The following is a 24586-nucleotide window of genomic DNA, read 5'->3' as shown; positions in this document are numbered from 1 at the left end:
TAGTCTCGCCACTTTCGCAAGATTGGCCCCGCACCTCAATCCTCCTCGCCGGCGGGAGCGGGCCGCAAGCCAGGCGACTTTCTTACGTGCCCCTTTCCATCGGGTCCCGCTTCCGCGAAAATACCCGGCCGTATTGCGCGGTTTTTGCCATGTTGACGCATGGCCGCGGCGCACTGCACGCCGGTAGTGCGTTCCAACGCCGTCCGTTCTCCCAAGCCTGCGCTGTTGTCACCGCAAGGGCTCGATCCTTCCCCATTCACTCGAGGTATCGAATGAATTTCCACGAGTACCAGGCCAAAGAGCTGTTCGCGCAGTACGGCATTGCCGTGCCGCCGGGCAAAGTCGCCAATTCCCCCGACGCCGCCGTCGACGCCGCCAAGCACCTGGGCGGTTCCCAATGGATGGTCAAGGCCCAGATCCATGCCGGTGGCCGCGGCAAGGCCGGTGGCGTCAAGTTCTGCAAGAGCCTGGATGACGTCCACGCCGCCGCCAAGGGCATGCTGGGCAAGAACATGGAAACCTACCAGTCCGCCGGCCGCGCGCTGCCGGTGAACCTGGTGCTGGTCACCGATGCCACCAACATCGCCAAAGAGCTGTATCTGTCGATCCTGGTCGACCGCGACAGCAAGGCGGTCACCTTCATCGCCTCCAAGCATGGCGGCGTGGACATCGAACAGGTGGCGAAGGAAACGCCGGACGACATCCACACCATCGTGGTCGATTTCGTCGAAGGCCTGCAGCCCTACCAGTGCCGCCAGCTCGGCTTCGCGATGGACCTCAATCCCAAGCAGGTCACGCAGCTGACCAAGATCATGCTGGGCCTGTACAAGCTGTTCAACGAGAAAGACCTGTCGCTGGTCGAGCTCAATCCGCTCGCCATCCTCGAAGACGGCAACCTCGCCGCGCTCGACGGCAAGGTCAACTCCGACGATAACGCCGAGTTCCGCCATGCGGACCTGGCCAAGATGCGCGACCTCACGCAGGAAGACGCCGCCGAAGCGGCCGCCGTGCAGCACAACCTCAACTACGTGACGATGGACGGCAACATCGGTTGCATGGTCAACGGCGCGGGTCTGGCGATGGCCACCATGGACGTGATCAAGCTGGCGGGCGGCGAGCCGGCCAACTTCCTCGACGTCGGCGGCGGCGCCACCAAGGAGCGCGTGACCGAGGCGTTCAAGCTGATTCTTTCCTCCGACAAGGTGCGCGCCATCCTGGTGAACATCTTCGGCGGCATCGTGCGCTGCGACCTGATCGCCGAAGGCATCATCGCCGCGGTGAAGGAAGTGGGCCTGACGATTCCGGTGGTGGTGCGCCTGCAGGGCACCAACGTGGAGAAGGGCCGCGAACTGCTGGCCAACTCCGGTCTGGCGATTACGCCGGCTGACGATCTCAACGACGCGGCCAAGAAAGCCGTGACTGCCGCGAAGTGAGGAGCATCTAAGTCATGAGCGTACTTGTTAATAAGAACACCAAGGTGATCGTGCAGGGCTTCACCGGCCAGCAGGGCACCTTCCACGCCGAACAGGCGATCGACTACGGCACCAAGGTGGTCGGTGGCGTAACCCCGGGCAAGGGCGGCAGCGAGCACATCGGCCTGCCGGTCTTCAACAGCGTGGCCGAGGCGGTCGACGAAACCGGCGCCGATGCGTCGGTGATCTTCGTGCCGCCGCCGTTCGCGGCCGATTCGATCCTGGAAGCGATCGACGCCGGCGTGCGCGTGATCGTCACCATCACCGAAGGCATCCCGGTGCTGGACATGCTGCGCGTGAAGAACGTGCTGGCGCAGCATCCGGAAACCGTGCTGATCGGGCCGAACTGCCCCGGCATCATCACGCCGGGCGAATGCAAGATCGGCATCATGCCGGGCCACATCCACAAGCCGGGCAAGGTCGGCATCGTGTCGCGTTCCGGCACGCTGACCTATGAAGCCGTGTTCCAGACCACCAACGAAGGCCTGGGCCAGTCCACCTGCATCGGCATCGGCGGCGACCCGATCAACGGCCTGAACTTCATCGACTGCCTGAAGCTGTTCCAGGACGATCCGCAGACCGAAGGCATCATCATGGTCGGTGAAATCGGCGGCAGCGCTGAAGAGGAAGCCGCCGAATTCATCGGCGAATACGTCAAGAAGCCGGTGGTCTCGTTCATCGCGGGCGCCTCGGCGCCGGCCGGCAAGCGCATGGGCCATGCCGGTGCGATCATCTCCGGCGGCAAGGGCACGGCGGCGGCGAAGTTCGCGGCGCTGGAAAAGGCCGGCGTGACGACGGTGAAGTCGCCTGCCGACCTGGGCAAGACCTTGGCTGGATTGTTGAAGAAGTAATCGATCGCCCATGTCGATCGTTATGAGGGCCGCGGTGACGCGGCCCTTTTTCATACGTATCCCATCGGTCCGGGCCCCGCGCCGTCGTACGGGATTGAAATTGAAATCGATATGGCGCTGATGGCCTCTGCCGCGCTTGTTCCCCGCGGCTTCCACTACCATTTAGCGCCAGTTGACCCTGGAATACGTACCCGATGGCTGTCCTCCGCCTGGCGCTGGCCCAACACGATTTTCCCGTCGGCGCGGTCGCCGCCAATACCGCCAAGGTTCGCGAGCTGATGGCGCGCGCCCGTGCTGGCGGCGCGGCGCTGGCGGTCTTTCCCGAGCTCACCATCAGCGGCTATCCGCCGGAAGATCTGTTGCTTCGCCCCAGCTTCCTGGCCGCGTGCCAGGAAGCCATGCAGCAGTTGGCCGAAGGCACGAACGGACTGGCCGCCATCGTTGGTTTCCCGCACAGCCTGGGCGAGGTGTATAACGCCGCCGCCTTCCTGCGCGGCGGCGAGATCGCGCAGGTTACGCACAAGCAGGCGTTGCCCAATTACGGCGTGTTCGACGACAAGCGCTATTTCCGCCCGGGACGCACCAGCGCGGTGGCGGTGATCGAGGGCATCAGGGTCGGGTATCTGGTGTGCGAGGACATTTGGCAGGCCGAGCCCGCCGCCGCCGCCGCCGCGGCCGGTGCGGAATTGATCGTGGTGATCAATGCCTCGCCCTGGGACGATGCCAAGCAGTCGGCGCGCGAAGAAGTATTGGTGGCGCGCGCGAAGGAGACCGGCTGCGCGCTCATCTATCTCAATCTCGTCGGCGGGCAGGACGAAGTCGTCTATGACGGTGGATCGCTGCTGGTCAATGGCGATGGCCGCATTGCAGCGCGCGCGCCGTCGTTCGTGGATGCGCTGCTGTGGGCCGATTTCAATCCGGCCGATCGCAGCTTGCATGCGCGGGACTGGCCGACCGTTCCGGATGCCTCGCGCGAAGCGACGTTGTACGCCGCGCTGGTGCGCGGCGTCCGCGACTACATCAATAAAAACGGTTTCGGCGGCATCCTGCTCGGCCTTTCCGGCGGCATCGATTCGGCGTTGACGTTGGCGCTGGCCGTGGATGCGCTCGGTCCCGACCGCGTCACCGCGGTGATGATGCCGATGCGCTATACCTCGCAGCTCTCACTCGATGGTGCGCGTGAGCAGGCCGAGCGCCTGGGCGTGGATTACCACGTGATCGGCATCGAACCTGCCTACGCAGCCTTCATGGATGCGCTTGCGCCTCTGTTCGGCGGCAAGCAAGCGGATACCACCGAGGAGAACCTGCAGTCGCGCACGCGCGGCGTGATGCTGATGGCGCTGTCGAACAAGCATGGCCGGTTGCTGCTGGCCACCGGCAACAAGAGCGAGATGGCGGTCGGCTACGCCACGCTTTATGGCGACATGTGCGGGGCCTATGCGCCGCTCAAGGATGTCTACAAGACCGAGGTGTACCGGCTTTCGCGTTGGCGCAACCAGGAGCAGGCGCGCCAGACCGGCAACGCCGGCGACTGGATGATTCCGCCGGCCGTGATCGAACGGCCGCCATCGGCCGAATTGCGCGACAACCAGACCGACCAGGATTCGCTGCCGCCTTACGACGAACTCGATGCGATCCTCGCCCGCTTTATCGAGGACGAGCAATCGCAGGCGGAAATCATCGCAGCCGGCTTCGACGAAAACATCGTGCATCGCGTGGTACGGCTGGTATTGGTGAATGAATTCAAGCGGCGGCAATCCGCGCCCGGACCGCGCGTGACCACCCGCGCCTTCGGGCGCGAGCGGCGCTATCCAATCACTTCCGGCTGGAAATGACCGCATAGCGCAAAGCAGGAGCCAGGCAGCCTTGCGGCTTGCACTTGCATCCACCTGTGCGATCGGTTTCGGAAGCCCAAACAAAAAAAGCCGGTGGCCCATGGCGCACCGGCTTTTTCGTTTGGCGATGAAGATCGCTGCTCAGTAATGGCCCGAGAACGGGATCATCTTGCGCAGGATCGACGGCGAACGCGGCCACTTTGGATCCTTCAGGTACGGATGATCCGGATAATTGAGCGCCAGTACCTTGCGTACCTGCGCGGCCAGCTGCTTCTGGTTGAGGCTCAGGTAGCTGCGGCACAGGATCGCCAGTGCATCGCCGTCCTCAGGCGATTCCTGGTAGTGCTCGATCACGTACTGGGCGCGGTCGGCCGAGGCTACATAGGCCTTGTTGCGCAGGTAGAACTTGGCCACGTTGATTTCGAACTGCGCCAGCACGTTGCGCAGGTAGATCATGCGCTGGCGCGCATCGGCGGCGTAGGCGCTGTCGGGAAAGCGGCGGCTGAGCTCGGAGAAATCGTCGAACGATTTCAGGTTGTAGCCCTGGTCGCGTCGCGACTGGGCGCCGGTGCGCTCGCTGGCAAAGGCGCGCTCGAACACGCCGGTGGTACGGTCGAAGTTGATCAGGCCGCGCAAGTAATAGGCATAATCCACATGTTTGTTGAGCGGATAGGTCCTGATGAAGCGGTTGATGGTGGAATAAGCATCATCCGGCTTGTTGTTCTTGTATTGCGCGTAGGCCAGCTCCAACTGGGCCTGTTCGTTGAACGGGCCGGAAGGGAACCGCGCGATCAGACGCTGGTACGCTTTCTCGGCCGCCGAATAATCGGAATGGATCACATCGTTGTGGGCCCTGGCGTAAAGCTGCGGCAAGGGCAGGGTATCGAGTGGATCACCATTGTGCCGGAACCATGAGCAGGCGCTCATCGTCAAAACCAGGACAAGCACGATCAGTACTTTAAGGGCAGATGTCGGGACGGCCGGCAGCTTGGTTACGCGCATGAGTAAGAGGTTCAGATGTTTGAGCGAAAAGAGATGATAGCTGATAGAGCCGGGGCCCGGGACTTGGGACAGGGCGCTCGGCAAAGCAGCATCGGCGGATGGACGTTTTCGGGTTCCTTTGGGACAACGGCGGCGGGATCTTGCCAGTGGCGATGCGGCGTGCGGGCCTTGCCCCGGGGCGTGGCGGCATGACCACCATTCGTCACGAGGCGGTCGTTCCCCTTTCGGCTGCAGGCCGGAGGTTCGACCAGGCGCTGGCCGAGATGTTCCCGGACTATTCGCGCTCCCGTCTCACCGCATGGGTGAAAGCCGGCGCGATCACCCTGGACGGCGCGCCGGCACTGCCGCGCTATCTGCTGCGGGGCGGCGAGCAGGTACGGCTGGAGGCGGAGCTGGAAACCGAGGTAACCAGCGCGCCGGAAGCCATCGCGCTGGACATCGTCCACGAAGACGATCATCTGCTGGTACTGAACAAGCCGGCCGGACTGGTGGTGCATCCGGGCGCCGGCAACCCCGCCGGTACGGTGCTGAACGCCCTGTTGCACCATGAGGCCCGGCTGGCCGAGCTGCCGCGCGGCGGCATCGTGCACCGTCTGGACAAGGACACTTCCGGCCTGATGGTGGTCGCCAAGACGCTGGCCACGCATACGGCCCTGGTCGACATGCTGTCGCGCCATGCGGTCGGGCGCCAATACGAAGCCGTGGTGCTGGGCACCCTGATCGCCGGCGGCACCGTCGATGCCCCGATCGGTCGCCACCTGAGCGACCGGCTGCGCCAGGCCGTGCGCGACGAGGAGGACGGCAAGCATGCGGTCACCCACTATCGCCTGCGCGAGCGGTTCCGCGCGCATACGCTGATCCAATGCAACCTGGAGACCGGGCGCACGCACCAGATCCGCGTGCACCTGGCGCACATCGGGCATTCGCTGGTCGGCGATCCGCTGTACGGCGGCGGCCTCAAATTGCCCCGGCGCGCCACGCCCGAGCTGACCGCTGCGCTGCGTGGATTCCGCCGCCAGGCGCTGCATGCCGAGCGCCTGTCGTTCGAGCATCCTGCCACTGGCGAACCGCTGGCATTCGACGCCGCGCGCCCGCCGGACATGGATGCGCTGCTCGATGCCCTGCGCGCCGATCTTGCCGCCAATGGCCCGGACGAGGCCTGATGCCGTGCCTGCGATGAGCGATGCCTGGCTTTTTCCCGATTGGCCCGCGCCGCCCAATGTGGGGGCGGTGGTCACCATGCGCGATGGTCCCGGCGTATCGCAGCCGCCGTTCGGGCGCTTCAATCTCGGCCTGCGTAGCGGCGAGGACCGGCAAACGGTTTGCAGCAATCGCAGCGCGTTGCGCCAAGCGCTGAACCTGCCGGCCGAACCGCGCTGGCTGCGGCAGGTGCATGGCGCGGCGGTGGCCGAGCTCGGTCCTTTGCCCAGCCAGGAAGAACCCGAAGCGGATGCCGCGGTTTCGCATCTGCCCGGCACGGTGTTGGCGATTCTCACTGCCGATTGCCTGCCGGTACTGCTGTGCGCCAACGATGGCAGCACGATCGGCGCCGCCCATGCCGGCTGGCGCGGGTTGGCCGCGGGCGTGCTGGAGGAAACCGTCGAGCAGATGCAGCTGCCTCCCGCCGGCATGATGGCGTGGCTCGGTCCCTGCATCGGCGCGGCTTCCTATGAGGTGGGCGAGGAAGTGCGCAAGGCGTTCGTGCAGCACGACCCGGCCGCCGTCGAGGCTTTCATCGCGACCCGCGCCGGGCATTGGTGGTGCGATCTTGCCGCGCTGGCGCGCCAGCGCCTGCACGCCGCGGGCGTCACCCGCATCTACGGCGGTGGCTTCGACACCCGCACCGATGCGCGGTTTTATTCCTACCGTCGCGAAGGCGCGCGCAGCGGGCGCTTCGGCAGTCTGGTCTGGTTGAACTAGGCTCGGCTTGCCTGGCGCGCAAACAGCTCTCGGCGCGGACCACGCATAAGCCCTGGCGGCAAATCGCACGGCAAAAACCAGCAGCATCGTGCGGTCCTGCATTGGATGGATAAGTGCCTGCGTTTCCCCAGGCATCCGCTGGCAGAGGATTTCCCAACTGAACCCGGATGCGGAGCGCGCCCCGCGCCAGGCTTGAATCATCCCCCTCCGTCCGCATTTTTGCCGGCAGTGGCGGCGTGTCCGCCAAACCTCTTTTGGGGATACACCGATGCGAATGGACAAACTCACCTCGCGTTTCCAGCAGGCGCTCGCCGACGCCCAGTCACTGGCAGTGGGACGCGACCACAACATGCTCGAGCCGGTGCATGTGATGGCGGCGCTACTGGACCAGCAGGGCGGCTCGACCGGGCCGCTGCTGACCCAGGCCCGCGTCAACGTGCCGGCGTTTCGCCAGCGCGTGACCGAAATGCTCGAACGGCTGCCGAAAGTCAGCGGGCAGGAAGGAAACATCCATGCCGGCAACGAGCTGACGCGCCTGCTCAACCTCACCGACAAACTCGCGCAGCAACGCGGCGACCAGTTCATCGCCAGCGAATTGTTCGTGCTTGCCGCGCTGGAAGATAAAGGCGAACTCGGTGCCGCGCTGAAAGCGGCCGGCGCCACCCAGTCCAATCTGGAAACGGCGATCGACAAGCTGCGCGGCGGCGAAAAGGTGCAGAGCGAGAATGCCGAAGAGCAGCGCCAGGCGCTGGAGAAATACTGCATCGACCTGACCGCGCGAGCCGAAAGCGGCAAGCTCGATCCGGTGATTGGCCGCGACGAGGAAATCCGCCGCACCATCCAGGTGCTGCAGCGGCGCACCAAGAACAATCCGGTGTTGATCGGCGAACCCGGCGTGGGCAAGACCGCCATCGTCGAAGGGCTGGCGCAACGCATCGTCAAAGGCGAAGTGCCCGAAGGGCTGCGCGACCGCCGCGTGCTGGCGCTCGACATGGGCGCCCTGATCGCCGGCGCGAAATTCCGCGGCGAATTCGAAGAGCGGCTCAAGGCCGTGCTCAATGACCTGGCCAAGAACGAAGGCCAGATCATCCTGTTCATCGACGAGCTGCATACCATGGTCGGCGCCGGCAAGGCCGAAGGCGCGATGGACGCCGGCAACATGCTCAAGCCCGCGCTGGCGCGTGGCGAACTGCATTGCATCGGCGCCACCACGCTGGACGAATACCGCAAGTACATCGAGAAGGACGCGGCGCTGGAGCGCCGCTTCCAGAAGGTGTTCGTGGGCGAGCCGAGCGTGGAAGACACCATCGCGATCCTGCGCGGCCTGAAGGAACGCTACGCGGTGCATCACGGCGTGGAAATCACCGACCCGGCCCTCGTCGCCGCGGCCACGCTGTCGAACCGCTACATCACCGATCGCCAGCTGCCGGACAAGGCCATCGATCTGATGGACGAAGCCGCCTCGCGCATCCGCATGGAAATCGATTCCAAGCCGGAAGAACTCGATCGCCTCGAACGCCGTCTGATCCAGCTGAAGATCCAGCGCGAGATGCTGAAGAAGGAAACCGACGAAGCATCCAGGAAACGCCTGGCCGACCTCGATGCCGATATCGCCAAGCTGGAGCGAGAATTTTCCGACCTCAACGAAGTATGGAAATCCGAAAAGGCCGCGCTGCAAGGCACAACCAAGGTCAAGGAACAGATCGAGCAGGCGCGCCTGGAACTGGAATCGGCGCAGCGCCGGCAGGATTACGCCAAGATGAGCGAGATCCAGTACGGCAAGCTGCCCGAGCTGGAAAAACAGCTGGCCGCCGCGCAGGCCGCCGAGCAGCAGGATTTCAAGCTGGTGCAGGATCGCGTCACCGAAGAGGAAATCGCCGAGGTGGTATCGCGCTGGACCGGCATTCCGGTCAGCAAGATGCTCGAAGGTGAGCGCGACAAGCTGCTGCATATGGAAGCCTCGCTGCATCAGCGCGTGGTCGGCCAGGACGAAGCGGTGCGCGCGGTGTCCGATGCGATCCGCCGCGCCCGCGCGGGCCTGTCCGATCCAAACCGGCCTTATGGTTCGTTCCTGTTCCTCGGCCCCACTGGCGTGGGCAAGACCGAGCTATGCAAGGCGCTGGCCGAATTCCTGTTCGACACCCAGGACGCGATGGTGCGCATCGACATGAGCGAATTCATGGAAAAACATTCCGTGAGCCGCTTGATCGGCGCTCCCCCGGGCTATGTAGGCTACGAAGAAGGCGGCTATCTCACCGAGGCCGTGCGTCGCCGTCCGTATAGCGTGATCCTGCTGGACGAAGTGGAGAAGGCGCATCCGGATGTCTTCAACATTCTGTTGCAGGTACTCGACGATGGACGTCTCACCGACGGCCAGGGGCGCACGGTGGATTTCCGCAATACCGTGATCGTGATGACCTCCAACCTCGGCTCGCAACTGATCCAGGAGCAGGCCGGCGATTCGGAGGCCGATTACTTGCAGATGAAGGCTTCGGTGCTGGGCGTGGTGCAGGCACACTTCCGCCCGGAATTCATCAATCGGCTGGATGAGCTGGTGGTGTTCCGTCCGTTGCAGAAGACGCAGATTCGTGCCATCGCCAAGATCCAGCTGGCCTCGCTGGAAAAGCGACTGGCCGAGCGTCAGCTGAAACTGGAGATCGGCGACAAGGCCCTGGACCTGTTGGGCAACGTCGGCTTCGATCCGGTGTATGGCGCGCGGCCGCTCAAGCGTGCCATCCAGCAGCAACTGGAAAATCCGCTGGCCAGGGAAATCCTGGAAGGCCGCTTTGCTCCGGGCGCGACTATTGCAGTCGATGCGGAGCACGGTCATCTGATCTTTGGCCAGTACTGAACTGCCGACCTCCTCTCTCCTGCGGGGGAGAGGATCGAGGTGAGGGGCAATCTTGCGGTGAAGTTCATCAGAGCCAAGTTCTGCATCAATGTCTCGGCAAGATTGACCCCTCATCCCAGCCTTCTCCCCGGCGGGGAGCAGGAGTTAAAAGCAACGATCGCGTCTTGCGCCAGTACTGAACTGCCGACCTCCTCTCCCCTGCGGGGAGAGGATCGAGGTGAGGGGCAATCTTGCGGTGAAGTTCATCAGAGCCAAGCTCTGAATCAATGTCTCGGCAAGATCGACCCCTCATCCCAACCTTCTCCCCGGAGGGGAGAAGGAGTTGAAAGCAACAGTCGCGTCTTGCGCCATCCCGGCTATTTTTCAGTGCGGCGGCTCGGTGGTGCTGGGCAAACCGTTTTCCATGTGGCCGCAAAGCCGGCGCGACCAATTGCTCACTTCCGCGACCGTCGCCTTGAGGTCGTACCAGTTGGCGGTACTGCCCAGCTCCCAGGTATCGCTGACGCTGCCGCCCGCAGGTACGCTGTAGATGCGCACGTCTTCGGTGTCGTAGCCATTGCTGACGGTCATGGTGCAGGTGCTGCTGCCGGCGTTGGTCATCTTCAGCTGCACGCTATTGCCGGCAGGGTTGTAGACGATCTGCGTTTCGGGCATCACCGCGGCGGCCTCGGCGCTGCCTTGCCAGTGGCGCACGAAGCCGTTCGGCCCGTGTGCCTCCAGCGCATAGATGCCGCTGTTGAACACGCTGCCGTTCCAATAGTCCGACACGCTGCTGCCGGCACCGACCGTGTAGGTCCACGGGCCGGTCGAGCTGCTGCGATTCAGCGCATAAACCTGGAACACCGCACCGACGGTGCCGCTGTTGATGAAATCGATATCGAACTGGTTGGCCGAGGTATTGATGCTGCCCTGCGCGTCCAGCGCATAAGGCAGCGCGCAGGCCGGATACGTACCCGCCTCGGCGCTCGGCATGGCCTGCGTGGAAGGTACCGTCGGCGCAGGCAGGTCCGAGCATTCCGTGCTCGACTGCGAAACGTAGTTCGCGGTCGAGGGCAGGCTCGGCCAGCTGGTGTTGCTGCCGCTGAAATCGAATGCCGAGGTGAGGTCGCCGCATACCGCGCGACGCCACGCGCTGATATTGGTTTCCGATACGCCCGTCCACTGCTCCAGGAATTGCAGCACGGAGGTATGGTCGAACACTTGTGAGCACACGCGGCCGCCAAAGGTCCACGGCGAGATGATGATCATCGGCACGCGGTAGCCCAGTCCGATTGGCGAGGACGTGATCGTATCGCCGCTTTCGTTGACCGTGGTCAGTTCGCCCGCGGTACTGACGGTGGACTTGCCGCCCAGGATGCCCGAGGGCGGACATGGTGGCGGCACGTGGTCGAAGAAGCCGCCGTTCTCGTCGTAGTTGAGGAAAAACACCGTGCTCGCATAGACGCCGGGGTTGGATGCCAGCGCGGCGATCAGCTGCGCGCTGAGATTTTCGCCATCCGGCGGCTGGTAGTTCGGATGCTCCGATTGTGCCGCCGGCGCGACGATCCACGATACCTGCGGCAGGGTATTGTTGGTGACGTCATCCTGGAACGCGGTGACGATACTGGAGACCGTCGCCATCCCGTTCTTGTACAGCGCCGAGCTGGACTTGGCGTTCTTGAAATTGGCAAACCAGGCCAGCGCGTTGTCGTCGAAGTTGTCGGTCTGCTGATAAACCTTCCAGCTGATGCCGGCCGATTGCAGCCGTTCGGCGTAAGTGCTCCAGGTCCAGCCCGAACTGGATTCGGTGTCGTCCAGCACCGGCGAATCGCCTGCCGAAAGCCCATTGCTGCCGGTAAACAGGAACAGGCGGTTAGGGTTGGTATCGGTCAGCGTGGAGCAGAAATACTGGTCGCAGATCGTGAAGCTGTCGGCCAGGGCGTAATAGAACGGCAGATCGCTGCGGTTATAGAAGCCCATGCCCATGCCCGCCGAACGCGCGGTATTCCACGCATTGAACTTGCCGCCGTTGTTGATCGCCGTATCCGTGGTGAAACCCATCGACGATGCGTTGACGCAGGTGGCGCTGGTCTTGGTGGTGTCCAGGTGGAACGGCAGCATGTAGCCGGCGGCATTGCCGGTATACGGCTGGTACCAGACGCTTTGGCCGGTCAGCGCCGTGCTCGGCAGCGGATGCGGCACGGGATCGTTGAAGCCGCGCACGCCGGGGCGGCTGCCGTAGTAATGATCGAAGGAGCGGTTCTCCTGCATGAAGATCACCACGTGCTTGACGTCGGCGATCGTGCCGCTTTCGGTCGCGGCCGGCGTGGCCAGGGCCTGGCGGATCGCCGGTGGCAACATCGACATGGCGGTCAGCCCGCCCGCCGCGCCCGCCGTCAACTTCAGGAACCGCCGCCGCTTGATATCGTCGATCTCGCTCATGTCGCCCTCCCACCGTAGTTGCCGGCCCACGCCGGCCCACGCGCAGCACAACGCAATGCTGTTGCAGCCGGTTGCCAGCGGCAGGTCAATGCAGGGACATCAATTGGATGGGTATTGGCGGTTGTCGCTTGTCGTCGACAAGTGGGCCGCGGCTTCACTCGTCCATCACGACGCGGTACACGCTTTGCGTGCGTGTGCGGCGCATGGTGGCGCCGGCAGGCATGCATGCAGTGCGATCGCGAAAAAAAATCCCGGCCGGAGCCGGGATGTTCGATGCGATGCATCGCAGGAGTTTGGCAGTGGGTCGAATCACCAGTGATAGATCACTTTGGTGTAATAGTAGCGCCCATTGAAGCCGTCGGGTGAAAATTCTGAATAAGGAATCGTGCCGTTGGTGCTGTTCGCGGCGATCACCGTGTCCGGATAACTGTTGGTCGCGTTGTCCACGCCCAGCGTAAACGTCCAGTTGTCGAGGTTGTAGCTGCCGGCGATATCCAGCACCCATTGCGGACTGAAGGTCTGGTTGAGCAGGTAAGTGCTGTTGCTGTATGCGGTGAAAGTGCCGTAGCGGGTCAGGTTGCCGTTGAAGCTCCAATGGCCCAGCGTGTAGTTCTCATTGAAGATCAGCTTGCTGCGCGGGGTGGAATTGGCCAGCAGTCCCTTGATGTCACGGTAGCTCACCCGTTCCAGTTGCAGGCCGAGCGCTTGCAGCTGCGGCGGATTGGGCGCCACGCCGCTGACTTGCGTGCGGTTGTAGTTGTAGCTCAACGTGCTGTTCAGCACGCCGGCATTGCCGAAGTCGGAACGGTAGCTCGCCACCAGGTCGCCGCCCTGGGTGCGCGTGTTCACCGCGTTGGTGAAGTACTGCGCCGAGCTGTAGGCGACGTCGGTAACGCCGTTGGCGGCCAGGTAAGCCACCACCGCCGGATCGTTCAGCCCGCTGAGCGTGCTGGACAGCACGATGCGGTGATAAATCTGGATCTGGTAGATATCGAAGGTGAGCGTCAGCGGATCGAGCGGATTGAACACCGCGCCCACGGTGTAGTTGTGCGACTTCTCCGGCCGCAACGATTGGGCGCCCAGCAATTGCGCCACCGGATTGCTCACCGGCAGCAGGCCGGTCTGGTAGATGCCTGGCGTGACGCCGGGTCCCGCATTGCTCGGGGTCAGATACAACGAGCCGATCTGCGAATAATCCTCCTGCGCCAGCGATGGCGCGCGGAAGCCGGTGGATGCGCTGGCGCGCAAGGCAAAGCGATCGGTGAAATCGTAGCGGGCGGCCAGCGCGCCGGACACGGTATTGCCGAAGTCGTTGTAATCCTCATGGCGCACGGCGAACGAGGCGCCGAGTTTGTCGGTGAGATTGGTTTCCAGGCTTACGTACTGCGCCACGTCGCTGCGGCTCCATGCGCCCACGTTCACCGGGCTGTAGCCGCTGAAACCTTGTGCGCCGCCGCTCACGCCGGACGTTCCCACGTAATAGGAATCCGGATTGCCGGCGCTGATGCTGTAGGTATCGCGCAAGTATTCCGCGCCGAAGGCGAGCGTCACCGCATTGGGCAGCCAGTTGACGCTGAAATCCTTGGCGATGTCCACATCCACCGCTTGTTGCGCCGCCGACACGACACCGTCGAAGAAGCTGTTGGGCGTGTAGCCGAAATCATTGAGGAAGGCGTAGTTGGCGCTATGGATGGTATCCAGCGATACGCGATTGCCACCGTAATTGCCGCTTACGTCCCAGCGCCAGCCGCCGTCGGTGGTGCCGCGCACGCCGGCGACCAGCGCCTGGTCGGTGCTGTGCGACTGCAGCAGGGGCTGGTAGCCGCCAGGGTAGAGCGCGTCGAGCAGCGAGGTGACCGCACCGGGATAACCGTAGGGATTGCGATACAGCTCATCGGAAATCGCATCGCGCTCGTGGTAGCTGCCGAAGGCATAGAACTGTACGTGACGGGTGATGTCGTACTGCGTGTTGAGGAACAGGTTGTGCTGGCTTACCGAAGGGTCGCCGAATACCTGCTTTTCGCCCAGTTGCGGATAGCGCACATCCGCCCCGCCGTGGTTGGTCGGGTCCTGGTGTCCATCGTCCAGGCTGATGCGCAGCCAGCCTTTGTCGCCACCAAGCGGGATGCCGAAATTGGCCGAGCCCAGCCATTGGCGTCCGCCGCCGCGCTGGAACTGGCCGCCGTCGAGTTCGATCGAGCCGCCTTGCGCGCCATGCTTGAGGATGATGTTGATCACGCCGGCGATGGCATCGGAGCCGTACTGGGCCGACGCGCCATCGCGCAACACTTCAATGTGGTCGATGGCGGAAAGCGGGATGGTGTTCAAATCCACCGGCGCCGAGCCGCGGCCGATGCTGCCGTCGGTGTTTACCAGCGCGCTGGTGTGCCAGCGCTTGCCATCCACCAGCACCAGCACTTCGTCCGGCGCCAGGCCGCGCAGCTGCGCGGGGCGTTGCGAGTCGGTGGTGTCGGTGGCGGCGGGGCGCGGAAAGTTCAGCGACGGAATCAGGCGCGCCAGGGCGGTAGCCAGTTCATTGCTGCCGGTGCTTTGCAGCGCGGTCGCCGGGATCACGTCGATCGGCGACAGCGAGGTGCTGTCGGTACGGTTTTGCGCGCGCGTACCGGTCACGATCACGGCTTGCAGGTTTTTCGCGTTGCCGGATGAGGGGCTTTGCGTAGCGTCCTGTGCGGCGGCGGTGCCGGTGAGGGCGAGCAGTACCGCGGCGGTGAGGCATGCCGTGGCGTGCCGGTCGAGCTTTTTATAGTGATAAGTGCGCTTGCCTGTCTTCATTAGCGAAATCCCCTGGCATGTCATTGCTGCGAAGCAGCAATTTCAGATTAGTGACAGCGGTGCCCGGCATCAAATCGACGATTGGGCGCCTAAAAGTCCAGATGGGAATATCCATATCGAACATCCGGTTAGCCGCCCCGTTCGGACCGGCGCGGCCCTCTCTCGGCAACCGGCAAAGACGCTGGACATGAGAATACGCTTCCCTCGCGCGCGTCTCGAGCATCGTTATACGCACGTAGAAAGGTTGTGTAGAAACATCCGGCGTGCTGCTAGGCGCGGTGCTGGGCAGGCACTAAGATGCTTCGGCCTGAGGTGACCATCGGCAGGCAGTCGATGGTTGAAACGGGAATCCGGTGACGCCGCGTCACGGCCAGTCCGGAGCTGCCCCCGCAACGGTAGGCGAGCAACGCGATCCGCTGATAGCCACTGTGCAGCGTGCATGGGAAGGCGTGGATCGGAAGGTTCTTCCTTCGCTCGCGAGCCCGGAGACCGGCCTCAAGGCATCACCGGACAGGCGGAGGGCCCGTTTAGGAACCGCTGCGTTCGCAGCCGTGCCTTCTCACTGTCCATGCAGCAATGCGCAAGTGGCGCGTGAGGAGTATTGAAGCGATGAAACCCTTGTCCCGGACCACCTTTGCGTGGCTGTGCGCGATGTTGGCGCTGTTGATGGTCACCACGCGCTTCAAGCATTTCGGCGATGCGTTGCATTTGCCGGATGCCTCGATGGCGGTGTTCTTCCTGGGCGGCCTGTATCTGCGCCGGCATCTGGCCTTCGTATGTTTTGTACTGCTGGCCGTGCTGCTCGACGAAGTATCGATCCATTACGCAGGCATCAGCGATTTCTGTGTGACAGCCGCCTATGCCTTCCTGCCGCTGGCTTATGCCGCACTCTGGTATGGCGGCCGGCTTTATGCCGATCGGTTGTGCGCCACCGTGCCGTCGCTGCTGGGTGCTTTCGGAGTTGCCGTGCTCAGCGCGGTGTTGTCGTTCGCCATTTCCAATGGCTCGTTTTATTGGCTGGGTGGCCGCTACGCGCACCCGCATATGGCCGAGTATGTGCAGCGCCTGTGGCAATGGGGACCCTTGTTTGTGCGCACGACGCTGACTTACGTGGCGGTGGCGTTGCTGGTGCAGGGCTTGTTGCAGCGGCTGAGCGCGCGCGTGGCCGCGCCGGGGGCGCGCGCATGAGCGAGCAACCGCCACGCGCCGGGATGACACCGGAGCAGCGCCATCGCGAGCGCATGCAACGCAAGAAGGAATTGGTGGATCGCAAGATCGCCCGCGCCACCATCGATCGCGGCGTGCTGGTAGTAAATACCGGCAATGGCAAGGGCAAGAGTTCGTCCGGCTTCGGCATGCTGGCGCGCTCGCTCGGGCACGGCTTCAAATGCGGCGTGGTGCAGTTCATCAAGGGCACTTTCTCCACCGGTGAAGAAGCCTTCTTTCGCCGCCTCGCCGGCGACCAGCTCGATTATCGCGTGATGGGCGAGGGCTTCACCTGGGAAACCCAGGACAAGGCACGCGACATTGCCGCCGCGCAGGCAGCCTGGACCATCGCCGCCGGCATGCTGGCCGATCCGGCCTACGACTTCGTATTGCTGGACGAACTCAACATCGCGCTGGTCAAGCAATACGTGCAGCTGGAGCACGTGCTGGCGGCCGTGGCAGCGCGCCCGCCGCGCCAGCATGTGGTGATCACCGGCCGTGGCGCGCCGGATGGACTCATCGCCGTGGCCGATACCGTGACCGAGATGCGCATGGTCAAGCATGCGTTCGATGCCGGCATCATGGCGCAAAAGGGCGTGGAGCTGTGATCGCCACCGCTCAAGGATGCCTTCGTCCGTGCGCGGCACGGGTGCCGGTCGCATGACGCAATCCGCCACTCGGCACTGCCCGGCATGGCTGGTTTCCGCGCCGGCATCGGGGCAGGGCAAAACCTCGGTGACAGCCGCGCTGGCACGCTGGCACACGCGCCAGGGCCGGCGCGTGCGCGTGTTCAAGACCGGGCCGGATTTCCTCGATCCGATGGTGCTCGAACGCGCCGCAGGTACGCCTGCCTATCAACTCGACCTGTGGATGTGCGGCGAAGCGGATGTACGTTCGCGCCTGTTCGCTGCTGCCGGCGCTGCCGACCTGATTTTGGTCGAGGGCGTCATGGGTCTGTTCGACGGCTCGCCCTCCAGCGCCGATCTGGCGCAGCAGCTGGGCCTGCCGGTGATGGCGGTGATCGACGGCTCCGCGATGGCGCAGACGTTTGGTGCGCTTGCGTGCGGACTGGCGGCGTACCGCGAAGGCTTGCCGATGCATGGCGTGGCGGCGAACCGCATCGGCAGCGCCTATCACGCGCAATTGTTGCAAGAGAGCCTGCCCGCATCGCTGCCGTGGCTGGGTGCGCTGCCGCGCGCGGAGGCGCTGGCCTTGCCCGAGCGGCACCTCGGCCTGACTGCCGCCGCGGAAGTGGACGATATCGATGCACGCCTCGATGCCCTGGCTGATGCGTGGGCGCAGCACGCCACGGCAGCGTTGCCGCCGGCGGTCACGTTCCAGGCGCCAGTGAACACGCCGGTGCCGGCGTTGTTGCGCGGACAGCGCATCGCGGTGGCGCGCGATGATGCGTTCTGCTTTCTTTATCCAGCCAACCTCGAGCTGCTGCGCGAAGCCGGCGCCGAGCTGTGCTTCTTTTCGCCACTGGCTGGTGATGCATTGCCGGCATGCGATGCGGTATGGCTGCCGGGCGGGTATCCGGAACTGCATCTGGACGCCCTGTCGCAGCAAAAAATGTTGCATGACGCGCTGCGCGCGCATCGCGATGCCGGCAAGCCGATGCTGGCCGAATGCGGTGGCCTGCTGTGCTTGCTGGATTCGCTGGCCGACCGTGCGGGCCGCGAGGCACCGATGGCCGGCCTGCTGCCAGGTCGCGCCGCGTTGCAATCACGGCTCACGGCGCTGGGCCTGCAAAGCGTGGCGCTGCCGGAAGGCACCCTGCGCGGCCATACTTTCCACTATGCGCGCGCCTGGATCGATGCGCCGGCGCTTGCGCATGCGTCCAATCCAAATAATGGTCCCAGCGCGGAAGCGGTATATCGCGATCGCCGGCTCACCGCCAGCTTCGTGCACTTCTATTTTCCTTCCCATCCACGCGCGGCATTGCGCTTGTTCCTGCCATGAACACGGTCTGCGCGATGCTGGCGGCGGTGTTGCTCGATGCATGGCTGGGCGAGCCGCGCCGCGCGCATCCGCTGGTCGGCTTCGGTCGTCTCGCGCAGTGGATCGAAAAACATGGCTACGCGAACCGTCGGGCGTCGGGCGTACTGGCCTGGACATTGTCGGTAGTGCCGCCAGTGTTATTGCTCGGCGGCCTGCAGCGATGCGTGCCGGCGTGGATTTCGTGGTGCCTGGCCGTGCTGGTGCTCTATGCGGCATTGGGATGGCGCAGCCTGCACGAACATGCGCGTCCGGTCGCCGATGCCTTGGTAATGGACGATCTTGCTGCGGCACGCCGTGCGGTGGGACGCATGGTAAGCCGCGACACTGCTGTGTTGAACGCTTCGCAAGTCGCCGCCGCCGCGACCGAATCGGTGCTGGAGAACGGCAACGACGCCGTGTTCGGCGCACTGTTCTGGTTCGCCTTGCTGGGTGCGCCAGGCGTGCTGCTTTACCGGCTGGCCAATACGCTCGATGCCATGTGGGGCTATCGCACGCCGCGCTACGCACAGTTCGGCTGGGCTGCCGCGCGCATCGATGATGTGCTGAACTTCCTGCCGGCACGGCTTACCGCGTGCACGTATGCATGCTGCGGACATGTCGAGGCAGCGCTTCGCTGCTGGCGCACGCAGGCGCCGCAGTGGGACAGCCCCAATGCCGGCCCGGTGATGGCGGCGGGCGCGGGTGCGCTGGGCGTGCGCCTCGGTGGCGCGGCGCCTTATCACGGCGTGTGGGAAGAGCGGCCGCAACTGGGCGAAGGTGACGCGCCGGATGCGCATTCCATCCGGTGCGCACTGCGATTGCTGCGCCGTGGCGTGCTGATCTGGCTGATCGTTGCGTTACTGCTCGGCTTTGTCCTGCGCGGAGGCATGCATGCTTGAGCATGGCGGTCGCTTGCAGCGCGCGGTGCGCGAATACGGCATTCCCGCCGAGCAATGGCTGGATCTTTCTACCGGCATCAGCCCGTTCGGCTGGCCGGTGCCGGCGATACCGCCATCCGCATGGCAGCGCCTCCCGCAAGATGACGATGGCCTGCTCGAGGTGGCGTGCGCTTACTACCACGCACCGCACGTATTGCCGGTGGCGGGTTCGCAGGCGGCTATCCAGGCCTTGCCACGGTTGCGGCCGGCATCGCGGGTCGGCGTGATCGCGCCTGGTTACGCCGAGCATGCGCAAGCGTGGCAACGCGCGGGACATAACGTGTCGTGTCTCGCCGCCGAGGCGCTATTGGCCGATCCGCAGCAGTGGGATGTCGTGGTATTGATCCATCCGAACAATCCCGGCGCGGAGCGTTTCGATCCGCAGACGCTGTTGCGCGTGCACGCCGCGCTCGCCATGCGCGGCGGATGGCTGGTGATCGACGAGGCATTCATGGACACGACGCCGCAGCACAGTCTTTGCGCCCATACGGATCGCGATGGATTGGTGGTACTGCGTTCGGTCGGCAAGTTCTTCGGCCTGGCCGGCGCTCGCGCCGGATTTGTCTGCGCGGCGCCCGCCTTGCTCGACGCCTTGCGCGAGCAGCTTGGCCCTTGGACGGTGAGCGGACCGGCGCGCTACGTATTAGGGCGTGCGCTGGCCGACCACGCATGGCAGGCCCAGGCGCGCACGCGCCTGGCCGATGCCAGTCGCCGGCTCGCTGACTTGCTTGCTCGCCATGGCCTCGCTCCTGCCGCGGGCTGCGACTTGTTTCAATGGTGCCGTCGTGACGATGCTTCAGCGCTGCATCGTGCCCTCGCACGGCGCGGCATTCTCACCCGCCTGTTCGAAACCCCGGCCAGCCTGCGCTTCGGTCTGCCGCCGGATGGCGCGGCTGCCGAACGCCTGGCGCGGGCCTTGGCCGAGATAGCGCCATGACCGCGCGCGTGCTGATGGTGCAAGGCTGCACCTCCGATGCCGGCAAGAGCGCCCTGGTGACGGCGCTGTGCCGCTGGGCGCACCGGCGCGGCCTGCGCGTTGCGCCGTTCAAGCCACAGAACATGGCCTTGAATTCGGCGGTGACCGTGGACGGCGGCGAGATCGGCCGCGCGCAAGCTGTGCAGGCGCAGGCGTGCGGACTGGCGCCGCAGGTCGATTTCAATCCCGTGCTGCTGAAGCCTAATAGCGATACCGGCGCACAGGTGATCGTGCACGGCCATGCCGTGGCGAACATGGGTGCGCGCGATTATCACGATTACAAGCGCCTTGCCTTCGACGCAGTGATGGCTTCGCACCAGCGGCTGGCGGCGAACTACGAGGCGATCGTCGTGGAGGGCGCCGGCAGTCCGGCGGAGATCAACCTGCGCGATCGCGATATCGCCAACATGGGTTACGCCGAAGCGGTGGATTGCCCAGTGATCCTGATCGCCGATATCGATCGCGGCGGTGTTTTCGCGCATCTGGTGGGTACGCTGGCGTTGCTGTCGGCGAGCGAGCGGGCGCGCGTCGTCGGCTTCGTGATCAATCGTTTTCGCGGTGATATCGCCTTGCTGCAGCCGGGGCTGGATTGGCTGGAGCGCGAGACCGGCAAGCCAGTGATCGGCGTGTTGCCGTATCTGCATGGCCTGTATCTTGAAGCCGAAGATGCCTTGCCGCGCGAACCCGCAAGCAAGCCGCAAGCGCGCGTGCGGGTGGCGGTGCCGGCCTTGCCGCGCATCAGCAACCATACTGATTTCGACGCGCTGCGCGCGCATCCGCAGGTCGATCTGCAACTGATCGGACCGGGTGAAGCGTTGCCGGCGTGCGATGTGATCGTGCTGCCGGGCTCCAAATCCACGCGCGCCGATCTGGCGTGGCTGCGTGCACAAGGTTGGGATGCCGCGTTGGCGCGACACCTGCGCTATGGCGGCAAGGTGATCGGCATCTGCGGCGGCCTGCAGATGCTTGGCCGTGCCGTGCATGATCCGCATGGCATCGAGGGCGATCCGGGCTCCAGCGAGGGCCTGGGCTGGCTCGACCTGGAAACCACGTTGCAACCTGGCAAGCAGCTGCATCGCGTGCAAGGTCGCCTTGGCTTCGCGGAAGCCGCCGTGCAAGGCTATGAAATCCATTGCGGCGTCAGTCGCGGCCCGGCCTTGGCGCACCCATTCGCGCAACTCGACGACGGCCGCCACGACGGCGCGCTTTCGGCGGACGGCCAGCTGCTGGGCAGCTACCTGCATGGCCTGTTCGACCACCCCGAGGCATTGCGCGCCTTGCTGGTATGGGCCGGCTTGCGTGACGCTGCAGCATTGGATGTGCACGCGCTGCGCGAAGCCAGCATCGATCGCTTGGCCGACGCCGTGCAGTCCCACCTGGATACCGCCACATTGGAGCGATGGCTGGGAATGAACGCATGCGTACCCTGATCCTCGGCGGTGCCCGTTCGGGCAAGAGCGCACTGGCCGAACAGCTGGCCGCCGTCAGCGGCAAAGAACGGGTGTACATCGCCACCGCTCAGGCCGGCGATGCGGAAATGGCCGCGCGCATCGCGCATCATCGCGCGCGGCGCTCCGCGCAATGGCGCTGCGTGGAAGAACCGTTACGGCTTGCGGATGCGTTGCGCGAACACGCGCGCGCCGACCGCTGCTTGCTGGTCGATTGCCTCACGTTGTGGCTCAGCAACGTGCTCGGCGATGCGGATCCGGCATGTTTTCCACGGCAGCGCGCGTCGCTGCTGGAAGCCTTGCATGGCTTGCCCGGCGAGACGTTGATGGTCAGCAACGAAGTCGGCCTCGGCGTCGTGCCGATGGGCGAGCTGACCCGGCGCTTCGTCGACGAAGCCGGCCGCTTGCATCAATCTATCGCCGCGGCGAGCGAGCGTGTGCTGTTCGTCGCCGCGGGCCTGCCGCTTGTCTTGAAAGGAACCCTCGCATGAGTTTTGACTGGCTCAACGCGCCGTGCGCCCAGCCCGATGCCGCGCTCGCCGAAGCGGCGCGCGCGCATCAGTTGCAATTGACCAAGCCGCCTGGATCGCTCGGCATGCTGGAAACACTGGCGATCCAGTTGGCATCGTTGCAACGCACGCCGCGGCCAAGCGCGGATCGCGTCTGGATCAGCGTGTTCGCCGGCGATCACGGCGTGGCGGATGAAGGCGTCTCGGCATTCCCGCAGGCGGTGACCGGCGAAATGGTACGCAACTTCGCCAGCGGCGGCGCGGCGATCAGCGTGCTGGCGCGCAGCCTGGGCGCCAGCCTGGAAGTGGTGAACCTGGGCACGGTGAATGATCCAGGCGAAATCGCAGGCGTGCGCCGCGCGATCATCGCGCCTTCGACCGCGAATTTCTGCGTGGAACCGGCGATGACCGAAGCGCAGTTGCAAGCCGCGCTTGCTGCGGGCGCCGAAAGCGTGCGGTTGGCTCAGGCCGCGAACGCGCAGCTGTTCCTCGGCGGGGAAATGGGCATCGCCAATACCACCTCCGCGGCGGCGCTGGCCAGCATCCTGCTCCACGAACCGCCGTCGAGCCTTGCTGGCGCCGGCACCGGACTTGATCCGGCGGGCGTGCTGCACAAGGTGACCGTGCTCGAACGTGCGCTGGCCCGGCATGCGCAAGCGACCCGCGCGCTGGAGCCATTGCGCTGCCTGGGAGGCTTCGAGATCGCCGCACTGGTCGGCGCTTATATCGCCGCCGCGCAAGCGGGGTTGCCGGTGCTGGTCGATGGTTTCATTACCACCACGGCCGCGTTGGCGGCGGTGGCGATCCAGCCGGAGGTGCGTGCATGGCTGCTGTTTGCGCATCGCTCGAAAGAACATGGACACTCGCGCCTGCTGCGCGCACTGGACGCCGAGCCGTTGCTCGACCTCGGCATGCGGCTGGGCGAGGCCAGCGGCGCGGCCAGCGCGGTGCCGCTGCTGCGCCTTGCGTGTGCCTTGCATGCCGGCATGGCGACGTTCGAGCAGGCGGGCGTATCGACCGCATGAGCGCGCGCATCGACCTGCTGCGTCACGGTGATACCGGGCAGCGCAGCTATCGCGGCCAGCTCGATGATGCCTTGAGCGATGCCGGCTGGGCACAACTGCGCGCGGCGGTCGAAGGACGCGCGTGGGACCTCATCGTTTCATCCACGCTGCAACGTTGCGCCGCGTTCGCGCAGGAATTGTCGCTGGCGCGCGGCGTGCCTTTGCATCTCGATGCGCGGCTGGCCGAATACCATTTCGGCACGTGGCAGGGCATGCCGATCGAACGGATCGCCGAACAGCAAGGCGATGCATTGGCGCAGTTCTGGGCCGATCCGGTGGCGCATCCGCCGCCGGGCGCGGAGACCTTCGCGGCGTTTCGCGAGCGGCTCGGCGCGGCGCTCGACGACGTCGCCGCGCAAGCTCCCGATCGACGAGTGCTGGTGATCACCCACGGCGGCGCCATCCGCTTGTTGCGTTGCCTGGTGGAAAAGCGCAGCTACGGCGACATGGCCGGCATCGACGTGCCGCATGCTTCGCTGCATGCGCTGCCCTGGCGTGCGGCGGTGAGCGTGCGATGAATGGCCTGTGGGCGGCCATCGCTTTTCTCACCCGGTTGCCGGCGCCGGCCGGTGCTTGCGACGATGCGCGCGCGCGGACCGCGTCGCTGGCATGGTACCCGCTGGTCGGCCTGTTGATCGGCCTGCTATTGGCAGTGCTCGCGTGGCTGTTGCGCGATACGGCGCGCGTGCTGTCGGCCGCCGTCGTGGTGGCGGCGTGGGTGGCGCTGACCGGCGCGTTGCACCTGGACGGGCTGGCCGACAGTGCCGATGCCTGGATCGGCGGCCTCGGCGATCGCGAAAAGACCCTGGACATCATGAAAGATCCGCGCTGCGGCCCAGCCGGGGTGGTGGCGTTGGTGCTGGTATTGCTGCTGAAGTTCGCCGCGCTCGCCAGCCTGCGGGCGGCTCCATGGTCCGCTTTGGTGCTGGCGCCATTGCTGGCGCGCGCCGCGCTCACCGCCTTGTTCCTGACCACGCCCTATGTGCGCAGCGGCGGCTTGGGCTCGGCGCTGGCCGCGGCGCCGCGCAATGCGTGCGCGGTGGCGCTGGCCGTCACCGCCGGCTTTTGCTTGCTCGGCCGATGGCATGGCCTGCTGGCGCTGCTGGCCGCGGCGATCGTGTTTGCCGTCTGGCGACAGGCGTGCCTGCGGCGGCTGGGCGGTGTCACCGGCGATACGGCCGGTGCCATGGCCGAAATGATCGAAGCGGTGGTGCTGATCGTCCTGGCGGTACGCTGAGGCCCGGTTGAAATCGCCGCTGCTGGCCCGATAATCACCGGCTGCCATCGGCTCTCGGCCATGGCATAGCGGAGTGTGTGTCC

The 24586-nt window shown here is 65.0% G+C and carries 19 protein-coding genes and 1 riboswitch; of the genes, 16 read left to right on the top strand and 3 right to left on the bottom strand.

Going from position 1 to position 24586, the window contains the following annotated elements:
* The first annotated feature begins 272 nt into the window (after window positions 1–272).
* From sucC to ISP15_RS15555, 3 genes are all read left to right on the top strand, one after another.
* On the top strand, window positions 273–1433 hold the full coding sequence (sucC, locus tag ISP15_RS15565; protein ID WP_404548587.1) for an ADP-forming succinate--CoA ligase subunit beta: 1161 nt from the start codon (window positions 273–275) through the stop codon (window positions 1431–1433).
* A gap of 14 nt (window positions 1434–1447) precedes the next feature.
* On the top strand, window positions 1448–2323 hold the full coding sequence (gene sucD, locus ISP15_RS15560) for a succinate--CoA ligase subunit alpha (protein WP_284331928.1): 876 nt from the start codon (window positions 1448–1450) through the stop codon (window positions 2321–2323).
* Window positions 2324–2517: 194 nt separating this feature from the next.
* A complete protein-coding gene (locus tag ISP15_RS15555) occupies window positions 2518–4158 on the top strand; it encodes an NAD+ synthase (RefSeq protein WP_404548586.1) in 1641 nt (546 codons plus the stop codon).
* A 141-nt stretch (window positions 4159–4299) separates the two neighbouring features.
* On the opposite strand, the gene ISP15_RS15550 is transcribed toward ISP15_RS15555, so the two are convergent.
* On the bottom strand, window positions 4300–5160 hold the full coding sequence (locus ISP15_RS15550; protein ID WP_404548585.1) for an outer membrane protein assembly factor BamD: 861 nt from the start codon (window positions 5158–5160) through the stop codon (window positions 4300–4302).
* Between the two features lie 188 nt (window positions 5161–5348).
* On the opposite strand from ISP15_RS15550, the gene rluD reads away from it, so the two are divergent.
* The 3 genes from rluD to clpB all read left to right on the top strand — a co-directional run bounded on the left by rluD (window position 5349) and on the right by clpB (window position 9931).
* Complete coding sequence (rluD, locus tag ISP15_RS15545; RefSeq protein WP_404548583.1) at window positions 5349–6323, top strand: 23S rRNA pseudouridine(1911/1915/1917) synthase RluD; 975 nt, start codon at window positions 5349–5351, stop codon at window positions 6321–6323.
* A gap of 13 nt (window positions 6324–6336) precedes the next feature.
* Window positions 6337–7080 carry a peptidoglycan editing factor PgeF gene (pgeF, locus tag ISP15_RS15540; RefSeq protein WP_404548582.1) on the top strand — a complete coding sequence of 248 codons (744 nt, stop codon included), beginning with the start codon at window positions 6337–6339 and terminating at the stop codon, window positions 7078–7080.
* Between the two features lie 268 nt (window positions 7081–7348).
* Window positions 7349–9931, top strand: a complete 2583-nt coding sequence (gene clpB, locus ISP15_RS15535; protein ID WP_404548581.1) for an ATP-dependent chaperone ClpB — start codon at window positions 7349–7351, stop codon at window positions 9929–9931.
* Window positions 9932–10294: 363 nt separating this feature from the next.
* Here clpB and ISP15_RS15530 read toward each other — a convergent pair whose 3' ends face one another.
* Window positions 10295–12352, bottom strand: coding sequence for a phosphocholine-specific phospholipase C (locus ISP15_RS15530; protein WP_404548580.1), 2058 nt, complete (start codon window positions 12350–12352; stop codon window positions 10295–10297).
* A 309-nt stretch (window positions 12353–12661) separates the two neighbouring features.
* Window positions 12662–15145 (bottom strand): TonB-dependent receptor plug domain-containing protein, encoded by a 2484-nt coding sequence (locus ISP15_RS15525; RefSeq protein ID WP_404548579.1) that lies wholly within the window; start codon window positions 15143–15145, stop codon window positions 12662–12664.
* A 293-nt stretch (window positions 15146–15438) separates the two neighbouring features.
* A riboswitch (cobalamin riboswitch) is annotated at window positions 15439–15657 on the top strand.
* Window positions 15658–15754: 97 nt separating this feature from the next.
* On the opposite strand from ISP15_RS15525, the gene ISP15_RS15520 reads away from it, so the two are divergent.
* Genes ISP15_RS15520 through ISP15_RS15475 form a run of 10 tightly spaced genes read left to right on the top strand, consistent with a single transcriptional unit; the run spans window position 15755 to window position 24503 of the window.
* Complete coding sequence (locus ISP15_RS15520; protein WP_404548578.1) at window positions 15755–16333, top strand: hypothetical protein; 579 nt, start codon at window positions 15755–15757, stop codon at window positions 16331–16333.
* Between the two features lie 23 nt (window positions 16334–16356).
* Window positions 16357–16959, top strand: coding sequence for a cob(I)yrinic acid a,c-diamide adenosyltransferase (gene cobO, locus ISP15_RS15515; RefSeq protein ID WP_404548608.1), 603 nt, complete (start codon window positions 16357–16359; stop codon window positions 16957–16959).
* Between the two features lie 52 nt (window positions 16960–17011).
* Window positions 17012–18313 carry a cobyrinate a,c-diamide synthase gene (locus ISP15_RS15510; RefSeq protein ID WP_404548577.1) on the top strand — a complete coding sequence of 434 codons (1302 nt, stop codon included), beginning with the start codon at window positions 17012–17014 and terminating at the stop codon, window positions 18311–18313.
* Window positions 18310–19230, top strand: a complete 921-nt coding sequence (cbiB, locus tag ISP15_RS15505) for an adenosylcobinamide-phosphate synthase CbiB (protein WP_404548576.1) — start codon at window positions 18310–18312, stop codon at window positions 19228–19230. Before ISP15_RS15510 ends, cbiB begins: the two co-directional genes overlap by 4 nt.
* Window positions 19223–20206: a threonine-phosphate decarboxylase CobD gene (cobD, locus tag ISP15_RS15500; protein ID WP_404548574.1), complete on the top strand. Its 984-nt coding sequence runs from the start codon at window positions 19223–19225 to the stop codon at window positions 20204–20206. The genes cbiB and cobD overlap by 8 nt, the downstream gene beginning before the upstream one ends.
* A complete protein-coding gene (locus ISP15_RS15495) occupies window positions 20203–21675 on the top strand; it encodes a cobyric acid synthase (protein WP_404548573.1) in 1473 nt (490 codons plus the stop codon). The genes cobD and ISP15_RS15495 overlap by 4 nt, the downstream gene beginning before the upstream one ends.
* Window positions 21663–22184 (top strand): bifunctional adenosylcobinamide kinase/adenosylcobinamide-phosphate guanylyltransferase, encoded by a 522-nt coding sequence (gene cobU, locus ISP15_RS15490; RefSeq protein ID WP_404548572.1) that lies wholly within the window; start codon window positions 21663–21665, stop codon window positions 22182–22184. Before ISP15_RS15495 ends, cobU begins: the two co-directional genes overlap by 13 nt.
* Window positions 22181–23227, top strand: a complete 1047-nt coding sequence (cobT, locus tag ISP15_RS15485) for a nicotinate-nucleotide--dimethylbenzimidazole phosphoribosyltransferase (RefSeq protein WP_404548571.1) — start codon at window positions 22181–22183, stop codon at window positions 23225–23227. The genes cobU and cobT overlap by 4 nt, the downstream gene beginning before the upstream one ends.
* Window positions 23224–23784, top strand: coding sequence for a histidine phosphatase family protein (locus ISP15_RS15480; protein WP_404548570.1), 561 nt, complete (start codon window positions 23224–23226; stop codon window positions 23782–23784). Before cobT ends, ISP15_RS15480 begins: the two co-directional genes overlap by 4 nt.
* Window positions 23781–24503, top strand: coding sequence for an adenosylcobinamide-GDP ribazoletransferase (locus tag ISP15_RS15475; RefSeq protein ID WP_404548569.1), 723 nt, complete (start codon window positions 23781–23783; stop codon window positions 24501–24503). Before ISP15_RS15480 ends, ISP15_RS15475 begins: the two co-directional genes overlap by 4 nt.
* The last annotated feature ends 83 nt before the right edge of the window (window positions 24504–24586 follow it).

The organism is Dyella jejuensis (assembly GCF_044904675.1).
GTDB classification, from domain to species: Bacteria; Pseudomonadota; Gammaproteobacteria; order Xanthomonadales; family Rhodanobacteraceae; genus Dyella_B; species Dyella_B jejuensis.
This window is presented reverse-complemented; position numbering and strand designations above follow the sequence as displayed.